At 64.6% G+C, this 23329-nt stretch carries 21 protein-coding genes; 9 read left to right on the top strand and 12 right to left on the bottom strand.

Annotated features, from left to right (window positions below; all coding sequences use genetic code 11):
- The first annotated feature begins 45 nt into the window (after positions 1–45).
- Positions 46–1497: a glutamate synthase subunit beta gene (locus JJC00_RS05355; RefSeq protein ID WP_200471690.1), complete on the top strand. Its 1452-nt coding sequence runs from the start codon at positions 46–48 to the stop codon at positions 1495–1497.
- An 88-nt stretch (positions 1498–1585) separates the two neighbouring features.
- Here JJC00_RS05355 and JJC00_RS05350 read toward each other — a convergent pair whose 3' ends face one another.
- Positions 1586–3331: an outer membrane beta-barrel protein gene (locus JJC00_RS05350; RefSeq protein WP_200471689.1), complete on the bottom strand. Its 1746-nt coding sequence runs from the start codon at positions 3329–3331 to the stop codon at positions 1586–1588.
- Positions 3332–3524: 193 nt separating this feature from the next.
- Here JJC00_RS05350 and JJC00_RS05345 point away from each other — a divergent pair, with 193 nt between their 5' ends.
- Positions 3525–4532 carry a KpsF/GutQ family sugar-phosphate isomerase gene (locus JJC00_RS05345; protein ID WP_200471688.1) on the top strand — a complete coding sequence of 336 codons (1008 nt, stop codon included), beginning with the start codon at positions 3525–3527 and terminating at the stop codon, positions 4530–4532.
- A gap of 11 nt (positions 4533–4543) precedes the next feature.
- On the opposite strand, the gene JJC00_RS05340 is transcribed toward JJC00_RS05345, so the two are convergent.
- The gene (locus JJC00_RS05340) at positions 4544–5095 is read right to left on the bottom strand and encodes a carboxymuconolactone decarboxylase family protein (protein WP_200471687.1); all 552 of its coding nucleotides are present in this window, start codon (positions 5093–5095) and stop codon (positions 4544–4546) included.
- A 71-nt stretch (positions 5096–5166) separates the two neighbouring features.
- Between JJC00_RS05340 and JJC00_RS05335 the strand changes: the two genes are divergently transcribed.
- A complete protein-coding gene (locus JJC00_RS05335) occupies positions 5167–5505 on the top strand; it encodes a winged helix-turn-helix transcriptional regulator (protein WP_200471686.1) in 339 nt (112 codons plus the stop codon).
- 21 nt (positions 5506–5526) lie between these two features.
- Here the strand turns inward: JJC00_RS05335 and JJC00_RS05330 are convergent, their stop codons facing one another.
- The 4 genes from JJC00_RS05330 to hemH all read right to left on the bottom strand — a co-directional run bounded on the left by JJC00_RS05330 (position 5527) and on the right by hemH (position 9268).
- Entirely contained in the window at positions 5527–5970 is a 444-nt protein-coding gene (locus JJC00_RS05330) for an NfeD family protein (RefSeq protein WP_200471685.1), read from the bottom strand.
- Positions 5971–6027: 57 nt separating this feature from the next.
- Positions 6028–7029, bottom strand: a complete 1002-nt coding sequence (locus tag JJC00_RS05325; protein WP_200471684.1) for an SPFH domain-containing protein — start codon at positions 7027–7029, stop codon at positions 6028–6030.
- Positions 7030–7236: 207 nt separating this feature from the next.
- Positions 7237–8205: an ABC transporter substrate-binding protein gene (locus tag JJC00_RS05320; protein ID WP_200471683.1), complete on the bottom strand. Its 969-nt coding sequence runs from the start codon at positions 8203–8205 to the stop codon at positions 7237–7239.
- Between the two features lie 25 nt (positions 8206–8230).
- Positions 8231–9268: a ferrochelatase gene (gene hemH / locus JJC00_RS05315; protein WP_200471682.1), complete on the bottom strand. Its 1038-nt coding sequence runs from the start codon at positions 9266–9268 to the stop codon at positions 8231–8233.
- A gap of 84 nt (positions 9269–9352) precedes the next feature.
- Between hemH and JJC00_RS05310 the strand changes: the two genes are divergently transcribed.
- Positions 9353–9751 carry an MAPEG family protein gene (locus tag JJC00_RS05310; protein ID WP_200471681.1) on the top strand — a complete coding sequence of 133 codons (399 nt, stop codon included), beginning with the start codon at positions 9353–9355 and terminating at the stop codon, positions 9749–9751.
- Positions 9752–9798: 47 nt separating this feature from the next.
- Here JJC00_RS05310 and JJC00_RS05305 read toward each other — a convergent pair whose 3' ends face one another.
- Genes JJC00_RS05305 through JJC00_RS05295 form a run of 3 tightly spaced genes read right to left on the bottom strand, consistent with a single transcriptional unit; the run spans position 9799 to position 13582 of the window.
- Complete coding sequence (locus JJC00_RS05305; protein WP_200471680.1) at positions 9799–10866, bottom strand: nickel/cobalt transporter; 1068 nt, start codon at positions 10864–10866, stop codon at positions 9799–9801.
- Positions 10863–11501 (bottom strand): DUF1007 family protein, encoded by a 639-nt coding sequence (locus JJC00_RS05300; RefSeq protein ID WP_200473983.1) that lies wholly within the window; start codon positions 11499–11501, stop codon positions 10863–10865. Before JJC00_RS05300 ends, JJC00_RS05305 begins: the two co-directional genes overlap by 4 nt.
- Positions 11501–13582, bottom strand: coding sequence for a M3 family metallopeptidase (locus JJC00_RS05295; RefSeq protein ID WP_200471679.1), 2082 nt, complete (start codon positions 13580–13582; stop codon positions 11501–11503). Before JJC00_RS05295 ends, JJC00_RS05300 begins: the two co-directional genes overlap by 1 nt.
- Before the next feature lie 136 nt (positions 13583–13718).
- Between JJC00_RS05295 and JJC00_RS05290 the strand changes: the two genes are divergently transcribed.
- From JJC00_RS05290 to JJC00_RS05270, 5 genes are all read left to right on the top strand, one after another.
- Complete coding sequence (locus tag JJC00_RS05290) at positions 13719–13973, top strand: hypothetical protein (RefSeq protein WP_027530541.1); 255 nt, start codon at positions 13719–13721, stop codon at positions 13971–13973.
- A gap of 687 nt (positions 13974–14660) precedes the next feature.
- Complete coding sequence (locus JJC00_RS05285; RefSeq protein ID WP_200471678.1) at positions 14661–15803, top strand: type III PLP-dependent enzyme; 1143 nt, start codon at positions 14661–14663, stop codon at positions 15801–15803.
- 146 nt (positions 15804–15949) lie between these two features.
- Positions 15950–16537 (top strand): GNAT family N-acetyltransferase, encoded by a 588-nt coding sequence (locus tag JJC00_RS05280; RefSeq protein ID WP_200471677.1) that lies wholly within the window; start codon positions 15950–15952, stop codon positions 16535–16537.
- A 144-nt stretch (positions 16538–16681) separates the two neighbouring features.
- Positions 16682–17071: a RidA family protein gene (locus JJC00_RS05275; protein WP_200471676.1), complete on the top strand. Its 390-nt coding sequence runs from the start codon at positions 16682–16684 to the stop codon at positions 17069–17071.
- Between the two features lie 49 nt (positions 17072–17120).
- The gene (locus JJC00_RS05270) at positions 17121–18563 is read left to right on the top strand and encodes a homospermidine synthase (protein ID WP_200471675.1); all 1443 of its coding nucleotides are present in this window, start codon (positions 17121–17123) and stop codon (positions 18561–18563) included.
- 162 nt (positions 18564–18725) lie between these two features.
- Here JJC00_RS05270 and JJC00_RS05265 read toward each other — a convergent pair whose 3' ends face one another.
- The 3 genes from JJC00_RS05265 to JJC00_RS05255 form a co-directional block, all read right to left on the bottom strand.
- On the bottom strand, positions 18726–19064 hold the full coding sequence (locus tag JJC00_RS05265) for a hypothetical protein (protein WP_200471674.1): 339 nt from the start codon (positions 19062–19064) through the stop codon (positions 18726–18728).
- Positions 19065–19165: 101 nt separating this feature from the next.
- Positions 19166–19882: an MgtC/SapB family protein gene (locus JJC00_RS05260; RefSeq protein WP_200471673.1), complete on the bottom strand. Its 717-nt coding sequence runs from the start codon at positions 19880–19882 to the stop codon at positions 19166–19168.
- Positions 19883–20004: 122 nt separating this feature from the next.
- Positions 20005–23247 carry a beta strand repeat-containing protein gene (locus JJC00_RS05255; RefSeq protein WP_200471672.1) on the bottom strand — a complete coding sequence of 1081 codons (3243 nt, stop codon included), beginning with the start codon at positions 23245–23247 and terminating at the stop codon, positions 20005–20007.
- Positions 23248–23329 lie beyond the last annotated feature (82 nt).

Below are 23329 nucleotides of genomic sequence, written 5' to 3'. Positions count from 1 at the left end.
TGGGGAAGCAACAGACGAATTTAAGCGGTAGGGACTGCGGGTTTAATGGGCAAGATCACGGGTTTTCTCGAAATCGAACGGCATGACCGCAAGTACACGCCGGTGGCCGAGCGCGTGAAGCATTACAACGAGTTCGTCGTTCCCTTGACCGAGAGGGAAACACGCGACCAGGCCGCGCGCTGCATGAATTGCGGCATTCCCTATTGCCACGGCACCGGTTCGGTCGCGCCGGGCACGCCCGGCTGCCCGGTCAACAACCAGATCCCTGATTTCAACGACCTCGTCTATCAGGGCAACTGGGAAGAGGCCTCGCGCAATCTGCACTCGACCAACAATTTCCCGGAGTTCACCGGCCGCATCTGCCCTGCGCCGTGCGAAGCCTCCTGCACGCTCAACATCGACGACAATCCCGTCACCATCAAGACCATCGAATGCGCGATCGTCGACCGCGCCTGGGACAATGGCTGGCTGAAGCCGGAAGTGGCCGCCGTGAAGACCGGCAAGAAAGTCGCCGTGATCGGCTCGGGCCCGGCCGGCATGGCCTGTGCGCAGCAGCTCGCGCGCGCCGGTCACGACGTGCACCTGTTCGAGAAGTTCGCCAAGGCCGGCGGCCTTCTTCGCTATGGCATTCCCGACTTCAAGATGGAGAAGGGAATCATCGACCGCCGCGTCACGCAGATGGAAGCCGAAGGCGTCACCTTCCACTACAACAGCCATGTCGGCGCTGACGGCAATGTCGATCCGCGCGAGATGCTCAACCAATACGACGCGATCGCGCTGACCGGCGGTGCGGAAGCCCCGCGCGACCTGCCGATCCCCGGCCGCGAGTTCGACGGCATCCACTATGCCATGGACTTCCTGCCGCAACAGAACCGTCGCGTCTCCAGCGAACCGTTGAACGGCGTCACCGAGATTCTGGCCGGTGGCAAGCATGTCGTCGTCATCGGCGGCGGCGACACCGGCTCGGACTGCATCGGTACTTCGCTGCGCCAGGGCGCGCTCTCCGTGACCCAGCTCGAGATCATGCCCGCCCCGCCCGAGCGCGAGAACAAGGGCCTGACCTGGCCGAACTGGCCGCTGAAGATGCGGACGTCGTCGAGCCAGGCCGAAGGCGCGATCCGCGAATACGCCGTGCTGACGCAGAAGTTTTCCGGCGAGAACGGTAAGGTCAAGAAGCTGCACTGCGTGCGCGTCGACGACAAGTTCAAGCCGATTGAAGGCACCGAGTTCGAGCTCGATGCCGAGCTGATCCTGCTCGCAATGGGCTTCGTCCACCCCGTCCACGAGGGCCTGTTGAAGCAGCTCGCGGTCGACCTCGATCCGCGCGGCAACGTCAAGGCCAACACGCTGGACTACCAGACCTCGCGCCCGAACGTGTTTACGGCCGGCGACATGCGCCGCGGCCAGTCGCTGGTGGTGTGGGCGATCCGCGAAGGCCGGCTGTGTGCACGGTCGATCGATACGTTCCTGATGGGGAAGACGGATCTGCCGCGGTAGGCGCGGCTCGCTACGCCGCTAAATTTTCAACCGGTGTCATCGCCCGCGAAAGTGAGTGGCGAGAGCGCGAACGAGATCCATCGCCCGGCTAATTCTGCAGCCTCACCCCGACCATCATCACGGTCCCCTGCGAGCTCGAGCCCGGCTGGTTCGAATCCAGGATGTCGTGGCGCAGCGTGCCCTTGATCCAGATGTTGCGGTTGAGCTTGTAGATCAGGTTGCCTTCGAGCGAGTAGGTCTTGTCGTTGCGATTCTGGCCTTGATAGTCGTAGGTGCCGTAGGTGAATTTGCCGATCGCGGTGAGCCAGCGGCGGAAGTCGTGGTCGACTTCGGCGGCATAGATGTGCACCAGCACGCCCGATGAGCCGGGGATCGTGGTTTCCGCGATCTGCGTGTCGGTGTTGAATTTCACCGTCGTCAGCCCGCTCGCGTTCCAGATCAGCGAGCCCGAGGTGAGGAAGCCCGAGAGCTGGCTTAGCCTGGGGTCGACATAGTTGCGCGCGGAATAGCCAACCGAGATCTCACCGGTGAGGATGCGCGAGAACTCGAAGGACGAGCCGACCTTGGCATAGCCGCCGGATGAATCGCGCAGATAGCCGTTGCGGTCGGCGGGCTGGTCGTGGACGCGGTTGTCCCCCTCGATCTCGACGAAGGGTTTTAGACCCGGCTTGAGCTCGTAGGAGAAACGCCCGACGCCCCCATACTGGTTGAAGTCGCGGTCGTCATTGCTGGAGGTCGAGCCGTCGGTGAGCTTGGAGTCGGTATAGGCCGTGCGATCAATGGTGGCGCCGGCCGCGACCTGGAAGCGGTTGAAGGTTTGGTCGAAGCCGAAGGTGCCGCCATAGGCGGCGTAGACAGGATATTTCTGCAGGCCGGCCTGCACGTTCGGGCTGCCGGGATTGTCGGTGGCAAGGCGCAGGCGCAGCTGCGAGGTCAGCTTGAGATCGCGATCGACATCGAAGCGGCCGTCGACATGGCCGGTGAAATCGGGGCGGTCGATCTCAACCGGCGACGGCGAGGCAAGTCCGTCGATCGTCGCCGGCATGTTGTTGGTGTAGCCGGAGAACGAGCCGCGCAAATCGGCGACCAGCGCGTGGCGCTCCCAGTCGGACATCACGAGAAGATCAGGCGCGACGACATAGACCGGCGAGCCGACCGGCTTCTGCAGGCGCGCGGGATTGGTGTCGTAGCCGGTGGACAGTTCGAGCCCGCCCTTGATCAGAAAACTGCCGGCGTAATCGCCGACCGCGCCGAAGGCATCGTCGTCGGCCTTGAGGCGACGGCGCTGCGGCTGGCCGGGCACGGTGCCCGCCATCGCCGGCGGCACCGGCGTCTTGTTCGCGGTCTCCGACGGCGGCGGCGCAATGCGGGGCGCACCGAGAGGGGACAGCGTCGGTGTCGCCGACGGCACCGGCGAGCCCGGACCTGCGGGCTTCTTCGGCTTCGGCTGCCCCGGATAGAGCTTTGGCTGCTGACGCTTGCGATTGAGCGAATCGTAACCGGAGCCACTCGCGCCGTTGGCGGCCGGCAGGCCGTAGGTCGGGATCTGGCCGACGCGCGACGGCGCGGGCGCATCGCTTTTCTTGCGCCGATCGTCGTTGGGATCCGGCGGCGCCGGGAGCGCATCCGACGGTGCCTGCGGCACGCCCGCCGTGCGTCGCGTCGGCAGCGTGTCAGGCGCGGCAAAGCCGCCGCGGTTGGGATTGAACAGGTCGGGCGTGAGGCTCTGGGCGGCCACAGGGCCGCTTTCCAGCGCGGTCAGCAGCAGGCATGGCAAAGCGGCGCGAAAAACGTACGCGCGACTGCTCCGGCCCCTACCTGGAGGCGACCCCACGATGGAAGAACTCCAACGAAATCAGACACTTCATCGACAGCCTTCCGCGAACTCGCGGGAACCATCGTTAATGGAGTTAAAACAATTATGGTTAATGACCCGTTGAGGGTCTTGGAGCTCGCGTCGCCTCACGGGCCGGGGCGTGCTAAGCAGACCGGCAACGGGCCGACGCCCCTCCTTCCTGGACCAGAACATGCCGAGTTCGAAACCGCTGATGACCTCATCATCCAGCTCCACCCCGACAAGCGTCGAATCCGCGCTCCGCACGCTGGAGACGGAGAGCGGCGGCATCAACGCGCTTGCCGCCGCCCTGCGCGGCCCGCTGGGCGAGGCATTCGCCAAGGCGGTCGACCTGATCCGCAACGCCAAGGGCCGCGTCATCGTCACCGGGCTGGGCAAGTCCGGCCACATGGCGCGCAAGATCGCGGCGACCCTGGCCTCGACAGGCACGCCGGCCTTCTTCGTTCACACCGCTGAAGCCGCCCATGGCGACCTCGGCATGATCACCACCGACGACGTCATCATGGCGCTGTCCTGGTCCGGCGAGCAGCCGGAGATGAAGACCCTCGTCAATTACTCGGCACGCTTCGCGATCCCGATGATTGCGGTGACGTCGAACGCGGCGTCCTCGCTCGGCCAGGCCGCCGACATCGTGATCGAGCTGCCGAAGGCGCGCGAAGCCTGCCCGCACAACCTGGCGCCGACCACATCGACCATGATGCAGGTCGCCATCGGCGATGCCATCGCCATCGCGCTGCTCGAAGGCCGCGGCTTCACCGCGCTGGAATTCGCCCATTTCCATCCCGGCGGCAAGCTGGGCGCGATGTTGAAATTCGTCCGCGACTACATGCGCACCGGCGGGGAGATCCCGGTGAAGCCGGAAGGCACCAAGATGTCGGACGCGGTGATGGAGATGTCGGCCAAGGGGCTCGGCTGCGTCTGCATCGTCAACGAGACGAACGAGGCCGTCGGCATCATCACCGACGGCGATTTGCGCCGTCACATGCGGCCGGATCTTTTGACGGCGTCGGTCGACGACATCATGACCAGGCAGCCGAAGACGGTGCCGCCCTCGATGCTCGCGACCGAAATGATCGAGGTGCTGAACACCCGCAAGATCACGACGCTAGTGGTGACCGAGGCGGACAAGGTGGTCGGCATCGTGCATCTGCACGATCTGTTGCGCGCGGGCGTGGCGTAGGGTGCCTCTCTCTACGCCGGAAACCGCGCCGCGTTCTCCTCCAGCGGCAGCTTCAGGCCGTTCGCCAGATACGACACCGTGCGGTAGAAGCCGCACAGCAGCATGACTTCCAAAATCTGCGCCTCATCGTAGTGCGCCGACAGCGTGGCGAACTCGGCGTCTGTGAAGGTCGCGCTGATGTGCAACGCGTCCACCGCCGCGATCAAGGCCTGCTCGGCCGGTGACCAGCAGGGTGAATTCGCGTCGCCCGCGACAGTCGCGCGGACCTCATCCTCAGTGAGGTTCGCCGGCGCCGCAAAGGTCGCGACATGCACACCCCATTCATACTCGCACTTGTTCAGCGCGCAGGTGCGATCGATGACGATCTCGCGCTGGCGCAACGACAGCGCACCGGGATCGAGCAGTCCCCCGGCGCGAAACTTGTCCCAGGCGCGGGTGTGGCCGGCCATCACCCGGAACAACACCAGCGGCGGCGCGCCGCGCATGATGCGATCGAACTGCGCCTGGATCTCCGGGGGATAAGGCGGCGCGAGCGGGGCAATACGCGGCGAGGGGGATGACATGTGCTTCTTCCTTGCTACAATTACTGTAGCATCATGCTACATTATATGTAGCAAGATGCAAGAGGAGACCAATGGGGAAACAAGCAGCATCAGGGGAGCGCCGCGTACGCGGCTCGCGTACCGGGCGGCCGATCATGGCGCTGCTCGATCTCCTGGGCCGGCGCTGGAGCCTGCGGATCCTGTGGGAATTGCGCGAGGCTCCCCTCACCTCGCGCGCATTGCGCACGGCCTGCGACGAGGCTTCGCCCACGGTGCTGCAGACCCGACTGACGGAGTTGCGCGAGGCGGGGTTTGTGGAACTGGGCGATAACGGCGGTTATGGGCTGACGGCGCTGGGGCGGGACTTGTGCGAGACGTTCATGCCGCTGCACCGGTTTGCTGAGAGGTGGAGCCGCACGAGAGGCGTCTAAGTCCGGCGCAATGACAGCGAATTACGCCGCCGCCACCGTCAGATTCGCACCATCCACCTGCACGACCTTCACCCGCGTGCCCGCCGGTGTATCCGGGCCTGCCACGCGCCACACCGTGTCGCCGATACGCATGGTGCCGTTGCCGTCGATGATCGGCTTTTCCAGCGTGAACTCGCGGCCCAAGAGCGCCTCGCTGCGCTTGTTGAGGAAGGGGCTTGCGCTCACGTCGAGCTTCGGCCGGGCGAGCCGGCGCCACACCGGCACAGCAGCGGCTGCGAACACCGCGAACATCACGAGCTGAATTTGCCAGGATATGACAATTGCGAACGAGGTCAGGCCGACCAGAAGCGCGGCGAGCCCGAGCCAGAACAGGAACACGCCCGGCGCAATGACCTCCAGCGCCATCAGGATGAAGCCGAAGATCAACCAATTCCAGTTGCCGAGCGATACGAACATGTCGGTCATGACACGACCTCTAAAAATTGGCGCATGCCCCTATCGGAGGGCCATGCGCTGATCCTATCACTGTCGCGGCGGCACCGCCGGCGGCGTCGGAGCGGAGGATGGCACCGACCCGCCGCGACGGGCGGCAGCAGCAGCAGACACCGCGCTTTCGCCGAAGGTCGCCTTGGCGATCTCGCCGATGCCGGCGAGCGAGCCCAGCATGCCCATCGCCTCAACCGGCAGCATGATGACCTTCTGGTTCGGCGATTCCGCCAACTGGCCGAACGCCTTGATATATTTGTCGGCGATAAAGTAGTTCAACGCCGCCACGTCACCCTTGGCAATGGCATCGCTAACCATTTGCGTGGCCTTGGCCTCGGCTTCCGCCGACCGCTCGCGCGCCTCGGCGTCGCGGAAGGCGGCCTCGCGGCGGCCTTCGGCCTGGAGGATCTGGCCCTGCTTGGCACCCTCAGCGCGCAGGATCTCGGACTGGCGCGCACCTTCGGCTTGAAGGATGTCGGCGCGCTTGACGCGCTCGGCCTTCATCTGTCGGCCCATGGCCTCGACGAGGTCGGCAGGCGGCACGATGTCCTTGATCTCGATGCGGTTGACCTTGAGGCCCCACGGCGAGACCGCGGCATCGACCACGCGCAATAGGCGTTCATTGATCTCGTCACGGTGCGACAGCACCTGGTCGAGATCCATCGAACCCATCACCGAGCGGATGTTGGTCATCGTCAGCACGATGATCGCCTGCTCGAGATTGGCAACCTCGTAGCTCGCCTTGGCGGCGTCGAACACCTGGAAGAAGGCGACACCGTCCACCGTCACGGTGGCGTTGTCCTTGGTGATCACCTCCTGCTCGGGGATGTTGATCACCTGCTCCATCATGTTGATCTTGCGCCCGACGCGATCGAAATACGGCACGATGAGATTGAGCCCGGGGCTCAGCGTCTGGGTGTATTTGCCGAACCGCTCGATGGTCCAGTCATAGCCTTGCGGCACCGTCTTCACGCCGGCAATCAGCGTAACAATCACGAGCAACACCAGAACAATCGCGAAAATATCGAAACCGCTCATAATTCCTCCAAGGCGGGAAAGCCCCTTCCCGCGCTGCCATTGGTCGGGACCAGGACCCTACCGGTTCAGCGGTTGCGAGTAACGTCGGCATCCACGCCATTCTGCACAAGACGCGACGAGAGGGAATGGTCACGATTATGTATTTACGAAGGGCTCTTGAATGCGTCCAGGCGCAGACCTAACGGCAAGAGTTAACGGATTGCGACGCTACTCGATGACGTCGTGCGCGGTTGCGATCAGACTGGCCGGGACCGTGACGCCCAGCGCGTTGGCGGCCTTCAGATTGATGACGAGCTCGAGCTTGGTGGGGTTCTGGACCGGCAGGTCCGCGGGCTGCGCACCCCTGAGGATGCGGTCGATGTAGCTGGCGGCGCGGCGGAGCTGCTCGGCGCTGTCGGTGCTGTAGGACATCAACCCGCCCTCGTCGACGAAGGTGCGGCTCCAGAACATCGCCGGCGCGCGCGCTTGCGCAATGGCCGCCAGCAGAGGCGTGCGATTGGCCATGGTGAAGAAGTCGGGCAGCACCAGGAAGCCGCCATCTCTGTGCGAGGCCAGCGCGGCAAGCGAGGCTGCGTCATGGACCGGCGAGGGCTCGACCGTCACACCGAGCGTCCGTGCGGCGTCTTCGATGGTGCGCAGCATCAGGGGCGCGAACGGCGCGGTGGCGGGATTGTAGACGACGAACACGCGGGACACTTTTGGCGTGACCTGCGCCAGCATCTCCAGCCATTTGCCCGCCAAGGGACCGTCGTAATCGGTGAAGCCGGTGATGTGACCGCCGGGATGGGCAAGGTTTTGGACAAAACCCTGGCTGACGGGATCGGTGACCACGGCAAACACGATCGGGATTGTCGTGGTGCGCTGGCGCAATTCCTCCACCGAGGGCGTGCCGAGCGCGAGCAGGATATCGGGCTTGAGCGCGATCAGATCGTCGGCAAGCTGCGCGATACGGGCGCGATCGCCGGCGCCGCTGCGCCAGTCGACCCTGAGATTGGCTTGCCCCTTCCAGCCATGGACGGCGAGCGCCTCGGCCAGGCGGGCTTGCCCGATCACGTCGTCGGAGGCGATGACCGCGAGCACCCCAAGCCGCCGCGTCGCATTCGGCTGCTGCGCCAGCACTGAAGCCGGCAGCACCGTGACCGTCCCAAGAAGCGCCAGGCATTCGCGGCGGTTCATGGCGCGCTCCTCGGATCCAGGCACATTAGAGCCAGCCTTGCAGCTCGCGCAGCACCAGCGTGCGGATCACGTCCATGCCGGGATCGCTGTCGTTGAGGCAGGGGATCGCGGAAAACTGTTCGCCGCCATTGTGCCTGAAGATCTCGGCATTCTCCTGCGCGATCTCCTCCAGCGTCTCCAGGCAGTCCGCGGAAAAACCCGGTGTCACCACCGCGATGCGGCGCACGTCTTCCTTGGCGAGACGTTCCATCGTCTTATCGGTGTAGGGCTGCAACCACTCGTCATTGCCGAAGCGCGACTGGAAGGTCAGCAGCAGTTTTGTCGCGTCCATGCCGAGCCGACGGCGCAGCGCCTCGGTCGTGGCGACGCAGTGGCTCTGATAGGGATCGCCCTTGTCGACATAGGATTTCGGCATGCCGTGGAAGGAGGCGACGATCAGCTCCGGCTTGAACGGCAGCGTGGCCAGATGCGTCTCGATCGAGACGGCGAGCGCCTCGATATAGGACTCGTCCTCGTAATAGGGCGGCGTCACCCGCAGCGTCGGCTGATTGCGCAGCCGGGCGAGCACGCGGAACACCTCGTCGCAGACCGTCGCCGAGGTCGAGGCGGAGTATTGCGGATAAAGCGGCACGGCGAGGATGCGATCGCAGCCCTTCGCGATCAGCGCATCAATCCCCGCCTTGATCGAGGGATTGCCGTAGCGCATTGCCCAGTCCACTACGACATGCGCGCGGTCCGACAGCGCGGCGGCGAGCTTGTCGGCTTGCGACCGCGTGATGGTCTTCAGCGGCGACTCGTTCCGCTCGTTGTTCCAGATCTTGCGATAGTCGAGCGCCTTGGTGCGGGGACGGCTGCGCAGGATGATGCCGTTCAGCACCAGCTGCCAGATCACGCCCTGGTCCTCGATCACGCGGGCGTCCGAGAGAAATTCCTTGAGATAGAGCCGCACGCCCGGGGCGTCGGCGGTGTCGGGCGTGCCGAGATTGACCAGCAGCACGCCGACGCGCGGCTGGGCCGGCTGCGCGGCCGGTTTCGCGGTCTGGATAGAGGCAACGGTGGTCATGGTCCCGTGGGTCGCGCGTTGCACCGAGCTTGTCAAGTTTGGGCCGGTTTCGCTAGGCTTCGTCGCGCGGGGGGAGACGAAACCATGACGATCGCCGAGTGGTGTGTGTTCGGAGCGGTGTTGCTCTATCTGTTGACTCTTGCGGGCGGCAAATTGACGGCGATCCGCCGGTTCGACAACGCCAATCCGCGCGATCCCGCCTTCTTTCAGGATCCGATCCGGGCCCGCGCGCTAGGGGCCCATCAGAACGGCATCGAGACCCTTCCGTTCTTCGCCTTTGCCGTGCTGCTCGCGGAATTCCGCGATTCACCGCAACGCCTGATCGACGAGCTCGCGGTGCTGTTCCTGATCGTCCGGATCGCCTATGTGCTGACCTATCTCGGCAATCGCCCGACGCTGCGCTCCATCCTCTGGAACATCGGTTTTGCGATCAATCTCGGGATCTTCTTCATGCCGGCGTTGAAGCGGTTGCTGCCGGTGTGAGCTGCGGTAGCCCGGATGGAGCGAAGCTCCATCCGGGCTACATCTTCTCAAAAACACGTCGTCCGCTCGGCCGCGATGTAGCCGAACAACAGCCCCGCCCCGAACAGCAGCACAAGGGCAGCGGCGCCGAATTCGATGCCGCGCATGAACAGCGCGCCGCCGCCGACGCGGGCTCCGCTCAGGCGGCCGGCGATGTCCTTGGCCGAGACGGCAATCACGGCGATGGTCGCGACCGTGATCGCGGTGCCTAGTCCCATCAGGAACGTCGCGGCGATTCCGGCCCAGAACAGGCCCTGCGCCAGCGCGAACACCAGCACCAGGATCGCACCCGAACAGGGGCGGATGCCGACGGTCAGGATCGCAGCAAGCCCGCGCCGCCAGCCACCGGGGCCGGCGAGCTCGCTCGGGGTGGGGCCATGGGAATGGCCGCAGTGCTCGTCGTCGACGTGGTCATGCCCGTGGTGATCATGGGCGTGCGAATGGTGATGACCGTGATCATGATGGTCATGCGGTAGGCCCGCGATCGCCGGCACCGGCTGCGCCGCCTGGAGCGCGCGAATGAAAGTGCGGCCCTTGACCCAGACCAGCCGCAGGCCGAACAGCGCGATCAGGCCATAGCTCGCGATCTCGATCGCGCCTTCCGCCTTGCACATGGTCTTGGCGGTGGCGTTCAGGATCCATGCCGAGATGCCGACGATCAGGATCGCGACCAGCGACTGCATCAGCGCCGAGGCAAAGGACAGCGTGATGCCACGCCGCGCTGTCTCACGATTGGCGACGAGATAGGAGGCAATCACCGCCTTGCCGTGGCCGGGCCCGGCGGCATGGAAGATGCCGTAGGCAAACGAGATAAAGAGCAGCGTCCACACCGCCGAGCCGTCGGACTTCGCAGCGCGGATGGTCGACGACATCTGGCGATAGAATTCCGACTGCTTTGCCAGCAGCCAGCCGATGAGGCCGCTGGCCTCGGGCTCGGCTGCCTGCGCCGATTTCGGCGCCCCGAACGGATTTTGCGCCAGGACATCATGGAGCGCGGCATCGACCACGCCCATGATGAGGAGAACAGCAGCGCAGGCGATGAGCCCACGCGCGAGCGGCGAAAGCTGCGGCTTCAAGGGCAATCCACCGTGATCTTGTTGGCGAACATCATGCCGAAATTGGCGTTCGGACCGTCCATGAAGGTCTGCTCGTTGAGCTTCTGCGCGGTCGCGGTGCCGTCGCTGGGACGATCGAGCTTCATCTGGCAGCTGGCGGGCGCGCCGACCAGCTTGACCGGGTTATCCTTGGCCATCTGGAAGTCGATGAAGAAGGAGCGGTCGAACACTTCGAGCACCAGTTGCTTCGGCTTGATCGGATTCTTCAGCAGTAGCGTGAAGTGCAGGGTCAACTCGGTATCCTTGTAGTCGAGGAAGTAGTCGACCGGCTCGTTAAAACGCTCCTTCTTGCCGTCGGCTCGCGCGAAGGTGAAGTAGGCATATTCCTTCAGCGACTCGACATTGGTCTGCGCCAGCGGCCCCAGCTCCTCGCGCGTATAGGCGCCTTTCTTCTTGGCCTCGAGCCCCTGCACTGCATAGGACGAGAACATGTCGTCAAAGGTCCAGGCGTGGCGCACGCCAGTGATCGAGCCGTCCTCGGCGTAGAGCAACTCGCTGGTCGCCGTGATCCAGACATGCGGATGCGCGCGCGCCGCGCCTGATGCGAGCATCATCGCGGCGGCGAGCAGCAGTCCCAACAGCGCGCGCATGCCGATCAGGCCGCCTTGGCGTCGTCGAGCAGGCCGCGACGACGCAGCAGCGCGTCGGGCTCGGGCGGGCGGCCGCGGAAGGCCTCGTAGGCGGCTTCCGGATCGACCGATCCGCCGCTCGAATAGATGTCGTCATGCAGGCGCTTGGCGACATCAGGATCGAAGATGTTGCCGGCCTCCTCGAAGGCGCCGAAGGCGTCGGCGTCCATTACCTCCGACCACATGTAGCTGTAATAGCCGGCGGCATAGTGATCGCCGGAGAAGATGTGACCGAACTGGGTCGGCCGGTGCCGCATCGCGATTTCCTCGGGCATGCCGATCTTCTCCAGCTCGCGTCTCTCGAAGGCGCGGACGTCCTGCGCGGCGGCGGCCGGCTGGGAGTGGAATTCGAGGTCGACCAGCGCCGAGGAGACGAACTCGACGGTGGCAAAGCCCTGGTTGAATTTTCGCGCGGCGAGGAAGCGCTTGAGCAGATCGTCCGGCAACGGCTCGCCGGTCTGGTAGTGGCGGGCGAACTGCTGCAGCACTTCGGGCCGCTCCTGCCAGTGCTCGTAGAGCTGCGAGGGCAGCTCGACGAAGTCGGTGAAAACCGAGGTGCCCGACAGCGACGGATAGGTCACGTTGGAGAGCATGCCGTGCAGGCCGTGGCCGAACTCGTGGAACAGTGTGCGGGCATCGTCGGGCGACAGCAGCGAGGGCTCAGCTCCGGTGCCCTTGGCAAAATTGCAGACATTGATGACGAGCGGCGCGATCTCGCCGTCGAGCTTCTGCTGGTCGCGCAACGAGGTCATCCAGGCGCCGGAGCGCTTTGACGGCCGGGCGTAGTAGTCGCCGTAGAACAGCGCCTTGTGCTTGCCGTCCGGGTCCTTCACCTCCCAGACCCGCACGTCGGGGTGCCAGACCGGCACGTCCTTGCGCTCTTCGAACGTGACGCCGAACAGGCGCGTGGCGCAGTCGAAGGCGGCGGCGATCATGTGGTCGAGCGTCAAATAGGGCTTGATCGCAGCGTCGTCGAAATTGGCGCGTTGGAGACGGAGCTTTTCGGCGTAGAAGCGCCAGTCCCAGGGCGCGAGCTTGAAATTGCCGCCCTCCTCCGTGATCAGCGTCTGCATCTCGTCGCGGTCGGCGAGCGCCCGGGCCCGCGCCGGCTTCCAGACCCGATCGAGCAGGCCGCGCACCGCATCCGGCGTCTTGGCCATGGAGTCCTCGAGCCGGTAGGCGGCGAAGGTCGGGTAGCCCAAAAGCTTGGCGCTCTCCTCGCGCAGCTTCAGGATCTCGCCGATGGTGGCGTTGTTGTCGTTGGGATTGCCGTTGTCCCCGCGCGCGGTGAAGGCCTTGTAGACCTTCTCACGCAGGTCACGCCTCGCCGAACTCTTCAGGAACGGTTCGGCGGAGGAGCGCGACAGCGTCACGATGGCCTTGCCTTCCATGCCGCGATCTTCTGCAGCAGCCTTGGCGGCGGCCACAAAACTCTCCGGCAGACCCTGGCGGTCGGCCTCACCTAGCTCCATGAACCAATCCTGCTCATCGCCGAGCAGATGATGGCTGAAGCCGGTCGCGAGCTGGGCCAGCTTCTCGTTGATCTCGGCCATGCGCGTCTTGGCCTCATCGGAGAGGCCGGCGCCGGCGCGGTGGAAGCGGGTGTAGGTGCGCTCCAGCAGGCGGAGCTGCTCCGAGTCGAGGCCGAGATTGGCGCGATTCTCGTGCAGCTGGGCGATACGGCCAAACAGCACGGCGTTCATCATGATCGGATTCCAGTGCCGCGCCATCCGCAAGGAGACCTCCTTGTCGATGTCCAGGATGGCCGGGTTGGAATGCGCCGAGACCAGGTCGTAAAAGACAGCCGCGACCTTGTTCAAAAGCTTGCCGGAGCGCTCCAGCGCCGTGACGGTGTTGGCGAAGTCGGCCGCGGCCGGATCGTTGGTGATCGCCGCGATCTCGGCGGAGTGATCGGCAAAGGCCCGCTCGAAGGCGGGCAGGAAGTGCTCCGGCGTGATCTCGTCGAAGGGCGGGGTCGCAAACGGCGTCACCCAGGCCTTGAGCAGCGGGTTGGTCTCGGAGTCCGTGGTTTGGCGGGGTTCTGACATCGCAAGTCCCGATTTTTGAGCCGATTTGTTGGATCCAGCTATAGCACGCGATGGGGCTTTTTTGGGCCATTTGGCCTTGCTCCCGCCCGCCTTTTCGGGGAGATTGCGGCCCTCGAAGCCACGGACCCAAATGCCCATGAACGCGCCCTCCTCGTCCTCCCGTCAGATCGTCTGGCCGAGCGTCATCACCGTCGTCAGCGCCGCCATCCTGATCGGCGCCGAGGTGTTTGGCGCAGCGTTTGCCGGCGGCTGGGCGCTCGCAATTCTGTTCGGGCTCGGCGACCAAGGCGCGCACATCCTCCAGGCCGTGCTGTTCGCACTCGGCGTGCTGGTGATGACCGCCTTTCTCCGCGCAGCTCAGCGCGTCGAGCCGTTCTTCAAGCGCCGCTGACGCTACGCTCGCGATAGAGTCACGCGCACGACACAGAAAACTTAACGCGCGTTCATCTTCAGCGTCGCTCGCGCAACACTGCGCAAGCAGATGTTAGGCAATTCTCTTCTCAGCCTAAAAAAATTCTTGCGAAGCCGAGTCAAAACTATTATGTGCGGACTTGCCCAATTTCGCACGTGCCTGTGGTCGTGTGTCAGTCGGTAGGTATCCGGACAAGAGGCCGGACAGCCGCCAAGGGGTGAAGAAGCCGAGGGGCTCTTCGGAAGTGCGGAAGTTGAAAGACCAAGGTCTAAAGAAGACGTGGGTCTGGAGACGAAGCAAACCCGGAGCGTCCAGCATCTCTCTCAAGAGATGCCTTGTCGAAGGTGACTTCACTTTTTGCAACCGTGACTGGCAGCCGGAGGCGAACCGGCGCACCCCGCTCTCAACGGGGGACGCGACTTAAAGCAACGACGGATCGGGCTTTTTTGGTCTCTACCGGCAGTCCAACGCCGGCGCGGGCTACTGAAAAGGCTTGTCCTTCATTGCCAGGTGTGCGGGCGGGAAATTCCCAACCAATCCACGGCAGCACAGTCTGATCTGAGTCTTTGGCTCGTCGCGCCTCCATCGCGCGATCTGGCCGGAGCGCTCTTATCCGACGACATTTTTTGAACGGATCCCCGTCGCTGGGCCGTTTGGGAGAGTGCTATGACCGAACGTATTCAGGAATTCCTGCGCAACCGCCGCAGCGAGGGCCGGGACACCGAGCCTTGCCTCGTGGTCGACCTCGAGGTCGTGCGCGACAATTACCAGACCTTCGCCAGGGCGTTGCCCGACAGCCGCGTGTTCTATGCCGTCAAGGCGAACCCGGCGCCGGAAGTGCTGGCGCTGCTGGCGACCATGGGCTCCTGCTTCGACACCGCGACGGTCGCCGAGATCGAGATGGCGCTGGCTGCGGGTGCGACGCCCGACCGCATCTCCTTCGGCAATACGATCAAGAAGGAGCGCGACATCGCGCGCGCCTTCGCGCTCGGCATCCGGCTGTTCGCCGTGGACTGCGTTCCAGAGGTCGAGAAGGTCGCCCGTGCCGCTCCCGGCGCGAAGGTGTTCTGCCGCATCCTCTATGACTGCGCCGGCGCCGAATGGCCGCTGTCGCGCAAGTTCGGCTGCGACCCGGAAATGGCCGTCGAGGTGCTCGACGTCGCCAAGCGTCTGGGCCTGGAGCCGTGCGGCATCTCCTTCCATGTCGGCTCGCAGCAGCGCAAGGTGAAGGCGTGGGACCGTGCGCTGGCGATGGCCTCGCAGGTGTTCCGCGACTGCGCCGAGCGCGGCATCAACCTGACCATGGTCAACATGGGCGGCGGCTTCCCGACCAAGTACCTGAAGGACGTGCCGCCGGTCGTGACCTACGGCCGCTCGATCTTCCGCGCGCTGCGCAAGCACTTCGGCAACCAGATCCCGGAGACCATCATCGAGCCGGGCCGCGGCATGGTGGGCAACGCCGGAATCATCGAGTCCGAGGTCGTGCTCATCTCGAAGAAGAGCGACGAGGACGAGGTGCGCTGGGTGTACCTGGACATCGGCAAGTTCGGCGGGCTCGCCGAGACCATGGACGAGTCGATCCGCTACGCCATCCGCACCCCGCATGACGGCGCGGACATGACGCCGTGCGTGCTCGCCGGCCCGACCTGCGACAGCGCCGACGTGCTGTACGAGAAGAGCCCGTATCCGCTTCCCGTCACGCTTGAGATCGGCGACAAGCTGCTGATCGAAGGCACCGGGGCCTATACGTCGACCTACTCGGCGGTGGCGTTCAACGGCATCCCGCCGCTGAAGACGTATCACATCTGATTGCCACATCTGATCCGCCTCTCTCGTTCCGAGGCCTGACGAACCCGGGAGCCGGCTTGCCGGCTCCTCCCTGACATTTCGATTTCTGACGACGTCTTGAACAGGCGTGCCGTGCGCACGTCGGCTCAAGCGGGGACTGATGCGCCATGACTGCTTTTCGGAAGCCACAAGTCGCCCTCACTTCGAAAGCCGCTCCGTTCGCGATCCGTGCGGAACGTGCTGCCGACGTCGCCGCCCGTGAAGCGCTGCTCGATGCCTGCTTTGGCGAAAACCGCCATGGCCGCACCTGCCAGCGCCTGCGCGACGGACGTGCGCCCGCCACAGGCCTTGCCCTGTCGGCGATGCGCGATGGGACACTCGTGGGAACCGTGCGGCTGTGGCACGTCAGCGCCGGAGGCAGGCCCGCTCTGGTCCTCGGACCGTTGGCGGTGGACCCTGCCTGCCGCGAGCTCGGGATCGGCGCCGCGCTGATGCAACAAGCGCTGGCCGCCGCCCGGGCGCGTGGGCATGCCGCCGTGATCCTGCTCGGCGATGCCCCCTATTATGCTCGCTTCGGCTTCTCGCCCGAGAAGACCGCCGAGCTGTCGCTGCCCGGCCCGTTCGAGCGCGACCGCCTGCTGGCGATCGAATTCACCGACGGTGCGCTCGATGGCGCCGCGGGGATGATCGTCCCCACCGGCGCGGCTCTGGCCAAACGGAGGGTCCTTCGCGCCCTCCAAGCGCACGCGGCGTAAGGGATTGCCATGATGGCGACGACCGAAGCCGCGTTGAGCGGCAACGCCCGGCCGCGCCTGCGCAAAGCTCGCTTCCTTTGGGGTTGCGCGGGCCCCGGAAACGCCCTTTAACCCACGAAATCCCCCTCACTCGAGGCCGACCCCATGACCCGTCGCCTGATTTCCACCGGCTCCCCCTTCGAGAAGACTGCGGGCTACAGCCGCGCCGTGATCGACGGCGAGTTCGCCTTCGTTGCGGGAACCACGGGCTACGATTACACGACGATGACCATGCCGGCCGATGTCACGAGCCAGTCACGCAACTGCTTCAAGACCATCGAAGCCGCCCTGAAGGAAGGTGGTTTCGAGATGGCCGACATCGTCCGCGTGACCTACTACCTCACCGACATCAAAGATGCTGATGCCCATTTCGCGGTCTGCGGCGAGGTCCTCGGCGACATCCGGCCGGCAGCGACGCTTCTCGCCGTCTCGGCGCTCTACAAGCCCGAGATGAAGGTCGAGATCGAAGCGACCGCCAAGCGCCGCAACGCCTGAACCACCCCTCACCTTTTGGTCCGCCAGCACGTTCCGGAGAAACCATCCCATGAGCCCTCCCTCGCAGATCTACGCCAAGATCGCCGGTCCCATCGTCATGGTCGGCTTCGGCTCCATCGGCAAAGGCACGTTGCCGATGATCGAGCGGCATCTCGATTACGACAAGTCGCGCGTCACCGTGATCGATCCCAAGGATGAGGGCCGCAAGGCGCATTGCGAGAAGCAGAATGTACGCTTCATCCAGAAGGCCGTGACCAGGGACAATTATCGGGAGTTGCTGACCCCGCTGCTCACCGAAGGCGGTGGCCAGGGCTTTTGCGTCAACCTCTCGGTCGACACGGGCTCGACCGACATCATGGAGCTCTGCAACGAGCTCGGCGCCCTCTATATCGACACCGTCAACGAGCCCTGGCTCGGCTTCTATTTCGACGCGTCGAAGGGCCCGGAAGCGCGCTCCAACTACGCCCTGCGCGAAGTGACGCTGGCCGCCAAGAAGGCGCGCCCGGCGAGCTCGACCACGGCCGTCTCCTGCTGTGGCGCCAATCCGGGCATGGTCTCGTTTTTCGTCAAGCAGGCGCTGCTCAACGTCGCCGCCGATCTGAAGCTCAATGCCCCCAAGCCGAAGACCAAGGCCGAATGGGCGGATCTGATGCGGCAGGCCGGCATCAAGGGCATCCACATCGCCGAACGCGATACCCAGCGCTCCAAGACGCCGAAGGAGCCGGATGTCTTCGTCAACACCTGGTCGGTGGAAGGCTTCCTGTCGGAAGGCGTGCAGCCGTCTGAGCTCGGCTGGGGCACCCACGAAAAATGGATGCCCGAGAATGCGCGCACCCACGAAGCCGGCTGCGGCGCTGCCATCTATCTGATGCAGCCCGGCGCCAACACGCGCGTGCGCACCTGGTGCCCGACCCGCGGCGCGCAGTATGGCTTCCTCGTCACCCACAATGAGTCGATCTCGATCTCCGATTACTTCACGGTGCGTGACGCATCGGGCAAGGCGGTCTATCGGCCGACCTGCCACTATGCCTATCATCCGGCTGACGATGCCGTGCTGTCGCTGCACGAAATGTTCGGCCGCGCCGCGAAGATGCAGGAAAAGCACCACATCCTCGATGAGAACGAGATCGTCGATGGCATCGACGAGCTCGGCGTGCTGCTGTTCGGCCATGACAACAACGCCTACTGGTACGGCTCGCAGCTCTCCATCGAAGAGACACGCAGGCTCGCGCCCTATCAAAATGCCACCGGCCTGCAAGTGACCTCCGCCGTGCTCGGCGGCATGGTGTGGGCGCTGGAAAACCCGAAGGAAGGCATCGTCGAAGCCGACGAGATGGATTTCGATCGCCTGCTGGAAATCCAGCTGCCGTATCTCGGCCCGGTGAAGGGTTTCTACACCGACTGGACGCCGCTGACGGATCGTCCGGGACTGTTCCCGGAAGACATCGACACCAGCGATCCCTGGCAGTTCCGGAATATCTTGGTGCGGTAATCCGTCATTCCGGGCGACGCGTAGTGTCTCACCCACTGCTGTCATGCCCCGCGAAGGCGGGGCATCCAGTACGCCGAGGCCTCTCGGTCTATCACAACCGCCTCGGAATACTGGATCACCCGCTTTCGCGGGCGATGACACTGAGAACGTGGGTGCAGCCTCCTACTTCTTCTCGATCGGCGGTGCGACCTTCTCGGCCGGCGCCGGCGGCAATGCTGGCTTGGCTGCGCCCGCCGCGCCCTGCGTCTGCGGATCGGGGCGCGCGGGCTCCGGCGCCGGCGTGGTCGGGCGCTCACCGCCGGGCTTGGCTTCCGCGGGCGTCTTGCCCTGATCGTCGGACGGCGTGCCCTGAAGCGGCTGCGTTGCCTGCGCCAGCTCCGTCCGGCTCTCGGCTCGGATTTGCGCCAGCGACATCACCGACACAGCGATACCTGCCGCAAACAGCGAGCAAGCGATGGTCAGGTCGAGCTTCAGTCTGCGCTTGTCATCTTGGCCGGGCATGTCGATCACCGCCTTTGTCCGCGGGATCAACGAATTTGCCCCACTGCGGTTCCGTCGCAGGAAAAGCGGGAACCGCAGGCTCGCGCGCCAAAAGGCCGCGCTCAATCCGTGGTGCTGACTTCCCAAGTGGCGTGACGTACGCCCGGCAGGCGTTGCAGGTCCACGGTCACGGCGTTCAGCTCGTTCGGATCGACCGCGGTCGCGACCAGTTTTGCGACGATCTCGATCAGGTCGTCGCCGGTCTCGACCACGTCGATATCGGCCACCAGATATTTCGCGCCTTCGAGCTTGTCGACCAGCCGGTCGCGCATGTCAGGCAAGGCGTCCGGCGTTACCGCGAGCTTGAAGTAATAAGTTGCCTCCGACGCCTTCTCATTCAGCGGAATGCGGTTGATGGCATTGACCAGCGGCCGCAGCATCGTATTGCCGGCGATGACGAACACGGTGAGCGCTGCAGCCTGCGCGACCATGTCGGCGCCGGCGCAGGAGCCGACCGCAGCCGAGGCCCACAGCGTCGCCGCGGTGTTGAGCCCGCGCACGTCCATACCCTGCTTCATGATGACGCCGGCGCCGAGGAAGCCGATGCCGGAAACAACATAGGAGATCACGCGTACCGCACCGTCGGCGCCGGTCAGATGCATGGCGAGATCGACGAACGCGGCAGCGCCGACCGCGACCAGCACGTTGGTGCGCAGGCCCGCGGTGCGCTGTCTATATTGCCGCTCAGCGCCGATCAGCGTGCCCAGCACGAAGGCCGTGAACAGGCTGACCAGCGTATCGGCGAAGTCAGCGAGCTGGAAGGTCGTCAGAAACCGCATGGTCCCTCGCACAGTCGCCACACGATCTATGCGAGAGTACCGCTGAGGTCAATTTGAACGGGCACCGGCTGTGGAAGCCGATGCCCGTCCGTCCTGGTTTTTCTTGCTTGGTCTGTTCTGCCTCAGTGAGCGACCGCGAGTTGCCCCTGCTGGGGCGGCACATAGTTCAGCGCCGTTCCGCCGTTGCCGTCTGAGGTGAGCACGAAGGACGAGGCCGCGTACTGCGCGAGCAGAGCCCAGGAGTAGCTCTGGCCGCCCTCGGTCGTGACCGTCAGATTGTTCGCGCCGTCGACATCGACGCTGCTGATCACGGTGTTGCGGAAGTCGATGTGGTCATCGGCGCCGAAATTGGCGATCGAGCCGGACAGGCCGGTAGGCGCGTCCAGTACCAGCGTTGCGCCGCTGGAGCCGCCGAAATCGACGTTCTGGAGCAGGCCGCCGGCGTAGACATGCTCGCTGCCGCCGTCGAGATGCGCGTCCGAGACGTTGCCGCCCACCCCCACTTCCTGCTCGCCGCCGCCGCTGACGGTCGTGGCGGTCGCAGCACCCGCGACGAACTGATAGCCGCCAGTGATCGTCGCGCTACCGTCGGTCGCGCCAGCATCCACGTACTGGAAGCCGCCGGCTCCGATCGTCGTGCCCGTCGTCGCGCCACCGGAACCGACATATTGCCGCCCGCCGGCATTGATGACGGTGCCGGCAGCGTGGCCATTGCCGAGCACCTGCTGGTTGCCGTCAAGCACGGTGTTGATGACAGAGGCCTGGTAAACGTCTTGGTAGCCACCCGCGGCGACGGTCGCGCCATCGGCAGTGCCGCCTTGATAGACGTGTTGGGAGCCGCCGCTCGCGACGAGGACACCGGTCGCCGTACCGTAGTCGTATTGATTGCCGCCGGCGCCCACCGTCGTGCCCGTCGCCATTCCACTCAGAAATTGCGTTCCGCCGTCGATCGTCGTGTTGACGTCGTGGCCGCCCGCGGCAACGGATTGCTGCCCGCCGGCCTTGATCGTGGTGTGATCCGAGGTGCCGTTAGCGTAGACCTGCCCGAAACCGTACAACGCCGTATTGGTGGCGAGCCCACCAGCGCGGATGTCCTGGTAGCCGCCGGCTTCGATCGTCGCGCCGGTCGTGCCGGTCCTCAAAACGTGCTGCGCACCGCCGCTCTTGACCACCGATCCGGTCGAGGTGCCGCGGTCCTCTTCGATTCCGTTGCGCAAGACGGTCGCCCCGACAGAGGTCCCGACGACGACAAGGCTCGGGTTGAACGACGAGGAGGCCGCCGCAACGATCGCGTTCTCAAGCGAGGTGCCGCTCGCGATCGTGTAGCCACGGGCGAGAGGGATCGATTGCGACACGCCGGTGTTGCCGGCGGCGTCGCGCAGACGGGCCGTTACATAGGAAAGTCCGGTTGCTGGAAACAGATTGTCCAGTCGCCAGGTGCCGTCGGTGCTGGTGATGGGAATATCGGTAGCGCCGAACGACAGCGTCAGCTCGGCCGGTGCATCGGCGAGGTCGAGCGTGCCCCGGACGGTGATCAAGTTGGACGTTGCATCGGAGTTTTCGATGCTCGTGATCGCGAGGACGGGGGCGGTCGCATCAACCGTAAAGGTGAACGCGGGCCCGGGATTGCTATGGTTGCCCAAGGTATCCGTGGCAGTCGCGACGTAGCTGTAGGTCGACCCGTCCTGCAGGCCGGACACGCCGAGGCTCCAGCTGCCGTTGCTGCCGACCGTGGTGACGCCAACGACGGAATTGTCGCCGGCATTGGTTACCGTGACGGTGTCTCCGGCATTGCCGGAACCGGACAGGGTCGTCGTCCCGCCATGGAAGTGCGCCGCGTTGATGTAATTGTTGCCGTCGGCACCCGGCGTCACGTCCGCATCGACAATCGTCAGGGCCGGCGGGGTACGGCTGATCGTATATTGCGACGTGGTCGAATTCGGCGCGGTGAGGAAAACATCCTCACCGGTCGAGGAGTTGCTCGTTGACCACTCCACCACCACGTCGGCTTTTCCGTCTCCGTTGAGGTCGCCGACGGTTATTCCGTTGGCGCTGGAGTCGAGCGGCAACGTCACCGCCGGGCCGAACGTGCCGTCACCGCGGCTGTAGAAGGTCGAAAGTGTATTGTTACTGGTAGCGACCATGGCGAGGTCCGTTTTGCCGTCGCCATTGAAGTCCGCGGCCGCCAGGTTCCAGATGTTTGCCGGCGTCAGGAAGGTCTGTGGCGATGCGAAAGTGCCGTCGCCGTTGCCGAGCAGGATTGCAATCGAGTTGTTGGTTCCGAGCGCAAGATCAAGCTTGCCGTCGCCGTTGAAGTCTCCGCTGATCGTTCTCGATGAGGTGCCGGCCGTGATCGGGGATTGGAACGTGCCGTCCCCGTTGCCAAGGCGCACGCTTACGGGCGCGCTTGACGAGTTCTGCACCAGCAGGTCGATCTTTCCGTCGCCGTTGAAATCTCCGCTCGCGAAGGCGCCGGAGGCATCCGTGGCAACGGGCGATCCGAAAGAGCCGTCGCCGTTACCGAGCAGCAGCGACGTGCCAACGTTGTTCGACATGAGCACGTCGGCCTTGCCGTCGCCATTGAAGTCGGCGAGCGCCAGGACATTGCCGCCATTGCTGCCACCAGTCGCATACTTCGTCGTCGCCGCGAACGTGCCGTTGCCATTGCCCAGCCTGACGTCCAGGGTCCCGGTGGTGAGGTTACCCATCAGGACGTCCAGCTTGCCGTCACCGTTAAGGTCGGCGAGTCGAATCGACCCTTCCAGCTCCGAGGCACCGGTCAGCGAGGTCTGCGTGAACTGGCCCGTGCCGTTATTGGTCCTGACATCGAGAAAGTAAGCGGAAGCACTGACGGATCGGATGTAAACCATATCCTGCTTGCCGTCGCCATTGACGTCGCCGACCGCCGCCGTGTTGATGATGCTGAAGCGCGGGCCGCCCATCCCCGATTCGGACTGGAACGGTCCCACATAGTAGCCGCTGGAATCGTGCACATTGGTGCCAGTCAGTTGCAGCCCCAGCGTACCGCTCCCCGAACCGGTGCTCACCGTGACCGTGTAGCTCGCGCCGTTGCTGCCGGCCACCGACGTGATGTCCGCGATGCCTGCACCGCTGATGCCTCCTGTCGTCGCGAGGGTGAACTGGTCGACCGTGACGCCGGACACCGGCTTTGAAAAGGTGACGGTGTAGTGCACGACGGAAGCATCGGTCGACGACGGATCTGTGCCCGTGATGCTGACGAGCGTCGGAAGAACGGGGATGCTTGGCATGGGGTTTCCCTGGCGTGGCGCTTTGATGTGAGTATTTGAATTGCACGCCGGCGCAGGACAGGCCGGCGCCGGCCGCAATCGATCGCGCGGCGGCAATTCAAAATTGCACGCCGCGCTCTCTACATCTGCGACCCTACAGGGTTTGCTTGTCGTTTATGTTACACGTTAACAAAAATAA

Origin of the sequence: Bradyrhizobium diazoefficiens (assembly GCF_016616885.1) — a bacterium.
GTDB lineage: Bacteria > Pseudomonadota > Alphaproteobacteria > Rhizobiales > Xanthobacteraceae > Bradyrhizobium > Bradyrhizobium diazoefficiens_F.
Note: the sequence above shows the minus strand (reverse complement) of the source record. Positions and strands in the feature narration are given on the sequence as shown.

What these genes read in the sequence shown, in the direction of transcription:
- JJC00_RS05355 (WP_200471690.1), top strand. Translation starts at nt 46, where the DNA reads ATGGGCAAGATCACGGGTTTTCTCGAAATCGAACGGCATGACCGCAAG.
- JJC00_RS05345 (WP_200471688.1), top strand. Translation starts at nt 3,525, where the DNA reads ATGCCGAGTTCGAAACCGCTGATGACCTCATCATCCAGCTCCACCCCG.
- JJC00_RS05340 (WP_200471687.1), bottom strand. Translation starts at nt 5,095, where the DNA reads ATGTCATCCCCCTCGCCGCGTATTGCCCCGCTCGCGCCGCCTTATCCC.
- JJC00_RS05335 (WP_200471686.1), top strand. Translation starts at nt 5,167, where the DNA reads ATGGGGAAACAAGCAGCATCAGGGGAGCGCCGCGTACGCGGCTCGCGT.
- JJC00_RS05330 (WP_200471685.1), bottom strand. Translation starts at nt 5,970, where the DNA reads ATGACCGACATGTTCGTATCGCTCGGCAACTGGAATTGGTTGATCTTC.
- JJC00_RS05325 (WP_200471684.1), bottom strand. Translation starts at nt 7,029, where the DNA reads ATGAGCGGTTTCGATATTTTCGCGATTGTTCTGGTGTTGCTCGTGATT.
- JJC00_RS05320 (WP_200471683.1), bottom strand. Translation starts at nt 8,205, where the DNA reads ATGAACCGCCGCGAATGCCTGGCGCTTCTTGGGACGGTCACGGTGCTG.
- hemH (WP_200471682.1), bottom strand. Translation starts at nt 9,268, where the DNA reads ATGACCACCGTTGCCTCTATCCAGACCGCGAAACCGGCCGCGCAGCCG.
- JJC00_RS05310 (WP_200471681.1), top strand. Translation starts at nt 9,353, where the DNA reads ATGACGATCGCCGAGTGGTGTGTGTTCGGAGCGGTGTTGCTCTATCTG.
- JJC00_RS05295 (WP_200471679.1), bottom strand. Translation starts at nt 13,582, where the DNA reads ATGTCAGAACCCCGCCAAACCACGGACTCCGAGACCAACCCGCTGCTC.
- JJC00_RS05290 (WP_027530541.1), top strand. Translation starts at nt 13,719, where the DNA reads ATGAACGCGCCCTCCTCGTCCTCCCGTCAGATCGTCTGGCCGAGCGTC.
- JJC00_RS05285 (WP_200471678.1), top strand. Translation starts at nt 14,661, where the DNA reads ATGACCGAACGTATTCAGGAATTCCTGCGCAACCGCCGCAGCGAGGGC.
- JJC00_RS05280 (WP_200471677.1), top strand. Translation starts at nt 15,950, where the DNA reads ATGACTGCTTTTCGGAAGCCACAAGTCGCCCTCACTTCGAAAGCCGCT.
- JJC00_RS05275 (WP_200471676.1), top strand. Translation starts at nt 16,682, where the DNA reads ATGACCCGTCGCCTGATTTCCACCGGCTCCCCCTTCGAGAAGACTGCG.
- JJC00_RS05270 (WP_200471675.1), top strand. Translation starts at nt 17,121, where the DNA reads ATGAGCCCTCCCTCGCAGATCTACGCCAAGATCGCCGGTCCCATCGTC.
- JJC00_RS05265 (WP_200471674.1), bottom strand. Translation starts at nt 19,064, where the DNA reads ATGCCCGGCCAAGATGACAAGCGCAGACTGAAGCTCGACCTGACCATC.
- JJC00_RS05260 (WP_200471673.1), bottom strand. Translation starts at nt 19,882, where the DNA reads ATGCGGTTTCTGACGACCTTCCAGCTCGCTGACTTCGCCGATACGCTG.